The organism is Lentilactobacillus sp. (assembly GCF_040773105.1).
Taxonomy (GTDB): domain Bacteria; phylum Bacillota; class Bacilli; order Lactobacillales; family Lactobacillaceae; genus Lentilactobacillus; species Lentilactobacillus parabuchneri.
Genome location: NZ_JAXGWW010000112.1, coordinates 1 through 6,507, shown reverse-complemented (window position 1 = coordinate 6,507; position 6,507 = coordinate 1). Strand labels below are relative to the sequence as shown.

Sequence of the window (6,507 nt, the reverse complement as noted above, 5' to 3'; positions counted from 1 at the left end):
TTGGAAGCTCATCCGTTTGTGTCGTCGCCGGATTAAAAGCCGCCAGTGTGTGGTACGGCGACGCCATCTCAACTGATCAATTGTTAGTCTTGGCAACCGAAATGGAAGGTCATCCCGATAACGTGACGCCCGCTATTCTTGGTGGCTTATGCGTGTCGTTTCTTGACGACCAGAACCTGCCGCAAGTGATTCAATATCACGTCAGCAACCAGTTGCATTTTGTCGCCATGATCCCTGATTATGAGGTCAGCACTCACGCCGCTCGCAAGGTGCTGCCGACCACTTTAAGTTATGCCGATGCCATTCACCAGGTCAGTCACTGTGCAGCAATGACCAAAGCTTTGGAACTGGGTGATCGTCACATGATCCACGAAGCCTGTGATGATCGGATGCACGAACCATACCGGGCAAAATTAATTCCGGACTACAGTCAGGCTAAAAACATTTCAGAGCAATTTGGCGGCACGATGTACATTAGTGGCAGCGGTTCAACCATGATGGCAATCACCGCTAACGAAAACGACGCTGATAAAATCGTCGAAAATGCCCAAGCAGCCTTTCCAAAATGGACGGTTCGCAAGATGGCAGTCGATTCGACAGGCGTAACAAGTGAGGTAAGTGAACGTGGAAAAGTATTACATCGTTGATAGCTCCATTCTCCCTGAATCTTTTGACAAGGTCATTCAAGCTCGACAATTGCTGGAAAGCGGTAAAGTCAAGCAGGTCAGTGAGGCTGTCAAAGTTGTTGGTATCAGCCGGGGAACCTTCTATAAGTATAAAGACCTGGTCTTCTTGCCCGAAGAAAACATGATGGACCGAAAAGCCGTTATTTCCTTAATGTTGGAAAACCAACGCGGCATCCTTTCGAAAGTCTTAGCGACCATCTCCGAATCAAGTGCCAGCGTATTAACGATTAACCAAAACATCCCGATTCACAATATCGCAAGCATCGTCATCTCACTGGACCTAAGCCATTTTCAAGGAACCATTGACAGCTTGCTAAACAACATCAGGAAAGTCGATGGCGCTAGTAATGTCCAACTGGTGTCAATTGAATAACAACGTACACGACAACCTCATCATGTGAGATTCTCAAAAAGGTCTTCGATCCATAAATATGGAATTGAAGACCTTTTTTGCGTTTAGCATCGTTTACGCCGAATCTAAAGACCCTTTTACTGCCGTTCGCGTTCTGGTTATGTTAGCCTTAAGTTAGATGTTTAATATGAATTGTTGAGTATGAGCTTCAACATATAGTTAAGGGGGGTAACTAATGTGTAATTTCAAGAAATGGCTTTATGTAGGCTTTTGTTCACTTTTATGCATCCTAATGAGCTGGTTAATGCTAGGCACACTGGCCCAAGCATCAACGACTGGCTTAGGTACCTTTTCAGCTGTTGAACAGACACCTCTCCAAACAGGATTTCAGACGGTCACACTCACCCCAGCAAACGATTCAAATACGCTGAAAACAAATGGTGGTGTTTTTCCAGACGAATCGACTCTGACCATCAAATTTATGGATGGTGATCAACTGGTTGGCACAAAGACTTACACTCATGGCACCAACGCAAATGTTAACCAGATTATTAACAGCTGGATTCCCGATAACTACCAATTTAACTATGCCAACATTACTCCTGAACCTAATCAATTCGTTTACCTGAACGGAAATGAAGTTCATGTTTGGACGAACGTTTTCGATCAGACTGTCATTATCAATGTCTTACCAATTGCGCCACAAAAAACGACGATTTCGGTTCATTATGTTGATGAATCCGGAAGTCCAATTTCCGGGATTACTTCCAAAAGTTTTACCCAAGAAGTGAACAGCAGCTACGATGTTTCAGGTGATGATTTCAAGCCTGTCATTCCAGGCTACACGTTGGACACCTCTAAGTTGCCGACAAATGCAACTGGAATCGTTGGCACAACTCCTATCTCAGTCACCTATGTCTACCGGAAAAATCCGGTGATTGCCCAGCCGGTGACCGTTAAATACGTTGACGAAAATCATCAGCCAATTGCCGATGATCAGATCATCACCGGCTATGTTGGCGATAGCTACAATGCCGCAGAGGCACCATACAAAGTCGATACGCTCACAAGCCACAATAATATCTATCAGTTAGTCACGACGCAGTTACCAACGAATGCAACGGGACTACTGGGCAATGAGGCAATCACGGTCACCTACGTTTACCGAAAAGTGGCGACTACCGCAGACAACGCCACCGTAATCGTAAATTACGTTGATCGCGACAACCATTTAATGATTAAAAACAGTCAATCGATTAGTGGAAAAGTTGGTGACCCATACCAGGCCACTGGGAACTATCAGCCCAGCACTATTGTCTACAAGGGCGACACGTATACGTTAGATACGAACCAGTTACCCGTTAATGTCACGGGAACTTTTAGCGCTAACACCCAATTTGTGACTTTTTATTATTTCAAGAAACAAACGCCGACCCCACCGAACCCCAATCCGGAACCAACACCGAATCCACAACCGACACCCAGTCCAGCGCCCGATTCAGGGGGCGGAACAATCACCAATCCCAATGAAATTGTTTCACGTGGAACAGTCGTTTACGCAATCAATCGGATCTATCTCTACCAGAACCCAACTTTTAAAATTAACCAACGAACCGTTAGATACGTCAAAAAGCCACGCATTTATCGACCAATGTTTGTCGTAACCGGCTACGGCAAATCAACAAGTGGCCGCCTTCGATACAAAGTCCGCGATGTTAATCACCTGAGTAAAACACGCTATAAGACCGGCTATATCACGACGCAAGCAACACATGTGGCACCGGTCTATTATCAGAAGTTGCATACCACCATAACCGTTATCAATCCAACCGGTGTCAATTCATATGCGTACAAGAATCTAACCGGCAAAGTTAAAAATTATAAACAGGGAACCGTCTTAAAAATCGACGGAATAGTTCAACATCGTCTGACTACCCGGTTTGTCCTCCGTAATGGGAATTTCATAACGGCAAATCGTAAATTAGTTCAATTAAGACACGCAAATTATCCCGTCAAAGTTAAAACAATCTCTGCCATCAACCGATACAGTAACGCCAATTTCACCAAAAAGAATGGCCGCTTTAAAGCAGGGACCATCTTAAAGGTTTATCATGTCGACTACTCATGGGGAAATAATTTCAATAAACGAGGCACATTGAGGTATCGAATCGCTGGTGGCTACATCACTGCAAATACCCGATACATCAAACCAATTAAATAACACTGGCCGAGCCCTTGATTGTCTAATATCAAGGGTTTTATAATCTCATTTAATAAACTTCCAACTGTAAGCCCTTTCCAACTTGAAACTTGTTTCATGGCACGCATATAATACAATATTGTATGCAATCATGAATTTTAAATTATTCTGGAGGATATCATGGCAAACAGCGAGGAACCAAGTGCACCAAAAAAATTCCATTTATCACAAAACCACCACATGACAATTCCCTGGAAATCATTCACACTTGACGAATCAGTCCCCGCAAAACAAGCCGGCTTGAGGGAACGGGCTTCAATTGTTGGCCGAGTCGGAATCGTGATGTTGTCGTGTGGCACAGGGGCGTGGCGGGTGCGAGATGCCATGAACACCATTGCCAGAGTCTTGGGGCTAACCTGCTCGGCAGATATCGGGTTGAGTTCGCTTCAATTTACCTGCTTTATCAACGATCACAGTTACTCCCAAGTACTGGCCCTGCCCAACACCGGCGTTAACACCGATAAATTGAACACGCTGGAAAATTTCGTCAATCATTTTGAACGAGACTTCGGCACCGCAACCGTTAAGCAAATCCACGCCAAAATTAGCGAAATTGAGCAGCGACCGGTTCAATATACCCCCATTATTTCAGGCTTGGCGGCTGCTTTGGCCTGCAGCGGCTTTATTTTTCTACTGGGTGGCGGCATTCCGGAAATGATCTGCTCCTTCATTGGTGCTGGAATTGGCCAGTATTTCCGGGGTCAAATGGGAAAGCAGCACATCACCACCATCGCCAGTATTTCCATTGCGGTTGCCATTGCCTGTTTAGCTTACATGTTTTCGTTTAAGCTTTTTGAGGCCAACTTCCAGGTTCTGGCTCAACATGAAGCGGGTTACATTGGCGCAATGCTGTTTGTCATCCCCGGATTTCCATTTATCACCAGTTTCTTGGATATTTCAAAACTAGATATGCGTTCCGGGCTGGAACGATTGGCGTACGCGATCATGATTACCGCTGTCGCAGCTTTAGTTGGTTGGCTGGTGGCGCTGCTATTTGATTTTCGACCAGAAAATTTCCTACCACTCGGTTTATCGCCAGTGTTACTCATGTTATTGCGGCTTCCCGCCAGTTTTTGCGGGGTTTACGGCTTCTCAATTATGTTTAACAGTTCCCAGAAAATGGCGATGACTGCCGGCCTGATTGGGGCGGTTGCCAACACGTTGCGATTAGAACTGGTTGATTTAACCACCCTGCCACCTGCAGCAGCCGCCTTTATTGCCGCATTGGTAGCCGGATTGATTGCTTCTTTAGTCAACCGATATAACGGCTACCCAAGAATCTCGTTGACGGTCCCATCAATTGTCATCATGGTACCGGGACTTTATATCTACCGGGCAGTTTATAATATCGGTATCAACCAAATAAGTGTTGGCGCCCTGTGGTTAACCAAAGCCGCCTTAATCATCGTCTTTCTGCCAATGGGCTTGTTCGTGGCAAGAGCCTTGATGGACAAGGAGTGGCGACACTTCGATTAAGGATAGTAAGACGAATCATTGAAAATCGCAAGATAACCGCGAATTACTGAAAATACAACTTAAAAGCAAATGAAAACCGGATCTCACGCGAAAGCATGGCGACCCGGTTTATTATTTATCACAATCATTCACTTATCCAGCTACAATCACCACACGGCCATCATGCTTTTCCTCTAACAACTGGTGGCCCTTTACAAATCCTTCGCGGTCAAATGGCAGCTTATAGCCAATGTTAATATCTAATTTCCCGTCACGCATCAAATCAATGACTGCCTGAAGTGCTTCGCGGTCGGTCATCGCATCCGTCGGGTAAACATGGACAAAGTTTAACGGTTTGTCGGTAGTTGGCGAATTGTGGGCAACACTGACAATCGTACCGTTTGGCTTCACCATCTTAACGTCATCATCGGTGCCGGCACCATTCATCGCACTGTTTAACACAACGTCGCCAGTGTCAGCCAATTCGATTGCCGGATCAGTTTGATCATAAGCCACAAATTTGGTCGCCCCAATTGATTTGACATAATCTTCATTATGGCTGGATGCAATCCCAATCACCGTGGCACCCAGATCCGTCGCAATCTGAACGGCTAGTGACCCAACACCGCCGGAAGCGCCTTTAACAATAACGGTTTGGCCAGACTGGATATCACCAAAGTACTTAACTGCTTTATAGGCCGTCAGCCCCGGGGTAATCAATCCAGCTGCTCTGGTAGGCGTAATCCCGTCAGGAACGCCGACTGTCGCGTCCAGATCTCCCAAAACGAATTCCGCATAGCCGTGTTCCGTGTGGGTCATAACCAACTCACCAACGACAAATTGATCGACCCGATCGCCAACTTCGACGACTTCACCCACAACATCACGACCTGGAATATTTGGTGTGGATAAGGTGCCAAATCCGCCGCTACGCTCAGCCCGCTCACGGTTATTCAAACCAATCGCAATTGTTTTGATCAGCACTTGATTAGAAGCTGGCTCCGGCTTTGGAACGTCGTATTCTTGAAATACGTCGGGTGTACCATGTTTTTCATATCCATATGCTTTCATAATCTCTTCCTCCTCATTTATCTTACTAGCGCAATTGTAAGCGTATTCACAGATGTGGGCAAGAATCTTGAATCGAAAAGCTTGCCTCTACCAATGTAAAAGTTAGGTATTAATCTTGTAAATAATGGGTAAAACAGTCCTTTTGACAGTAATTTTATGGCATGCTAATCCTATAAATTTAAATGATGGGGAGTTTATTGGATGTTAGATATTATTAAAGCAATTATTTTAGGCATCGTTGAAGGGATTACCGAGTTTCTGCCAATCAGTTCCACTGGGCATTTAATCCTGGTCAACGAATTTATCAAAATGAGCCAAAGTACCCAATTCACCGACATGTTTAACGTGGTCATTCAACTAGGTGCCATCATGGCAGTTGTCGTATTGTACTTCCATAAGCTTAATCCGTTGTCGCCAAAGAAAACCCACGTTGAGCAACACGAAACTTGGGTTTTGTGGTTCAAGGTCATCGTTGCCGTCCGTCGTCATTGGCCTGTTGCTCAATGATTGGATGGACGCGCATTTAATGAACTGGCAAGTCGTTTCTGCCATGCTTCTGATTTACGGTATTTTGTTTATCGTGATTGAAAATCGCAACGCCCATCGGACCCCACAATTAACTGATTTGGGACGCCTATCTTACAAAACCGCGTTTATTATCGGCATGTTCCAACTGCTTTCAC

General features: G+C 45.2%; 5 protein-coding genes and 1 pseudogene. 5 read left to right on the top strand and 1 reads right to left on the bottom strand.

Translation table 11 applies throughout. The annotated features are described in order from the left end of the window. The 4 genes from thrB to AB3112_RS06965 form a co-directional block, all read left to right on the top strand. A partial coding sequence (gene thrB, locus AB3112_RS06980) for a homoserine kinase (protein WP_367334176.1) occupies positions 1 to 647 on the top strand: 647 nt, incomplete at its 5' end. Next, the gene (locus AB3112_RS06975) at positions 625 to 1,059 is read left to right on the top strand and encodes an ACT domain-containing protein (protein ID WP_084973852.1); all 435 of its coding nucleotides are present in this window, start codon (positions 625 to 627) and stop codon (positions 1,057 to 1,059) included. The genes thrB and AB3112_RS06975, both read left to right, overlap by 23 nt. Before the next feature lie 283 nt (positions 1,060 to 1,342). Continuing rightward, positions 1,343 to 3,259, top strand: a complete 1,917-nt coding sequence (locus tag AB3112_RS06970; protein ID WP_367334175.1) for a MucBP domain-containing protein — start codon at positions 1,343 to 1,345, stop codon at positions 3,257 to 3,259. 159 nt (positions 3,260 to 3,418) lie between these two features. After that, positions 3,419 to 4,774, top strand: coding sequence for a threonine/serine exporter ThrE family protein (locus tag AB3112_RS06965; RefSeq protein ID WP_084973848.1), 1,356 nt, complete (start codon positions 3,419 to 3,421; stop codon positions 4,772 to 4,774). A gap of 132 nt (positions 4,775 to 4,906) precedes the next feature. Here the strand turns inward: AB3112_RS06965 and AB3112_RS06960 are convergent, their stop codons facing one another. Next, complete coding sequence (locus tag AB3112_RS06960; RefSeq protein ID WP_367334174.1) at positions 4,907 to 5,824, bottom strand: NADP-dependent oxidoreductase; 918 nt, start codon at positions 5,822 to 5,824, stop codon at positions 4,907 to 4,909. A 201-nt stretch (positions 5,825 to 6,025) separates the two neighbouring features. On the opposite strand from AB3112_RS06960, the pseudogene AB3112_RS06955 reads away from it, so the two are divergent. Next, positions 6,026 to 6,507, top strand: a pseudogene (locus AB3112_RS06955) (undecaprenyl-diphosphate phosphatase); the annotation flags it as partial.

Bases quoted from the DNA above. Each gene is read 5' to 3' on its own strand.
- AB3112_RS06965 (WP_084973848.1), top strand. From the start codon at position 3,419: ATGGCAAACAGCGAGGAACCAAGTGCACCAAAAAAATTCCATTTATCA.
- AB3112_RS06970 (WP_367334175.1), top strand. From the start codon at position 1,343: ATGCTAGGCACACTGGCCCAAGCATCAACGACTGGCTTAGGTACCTTT.
- AB3112_RS06960 (WP_367334174.1), bottom strand. From the start codon at position 5,824: ATGAAAGCATATGGATATGAAAAACATGGTACACCCGACGTATTTCAA.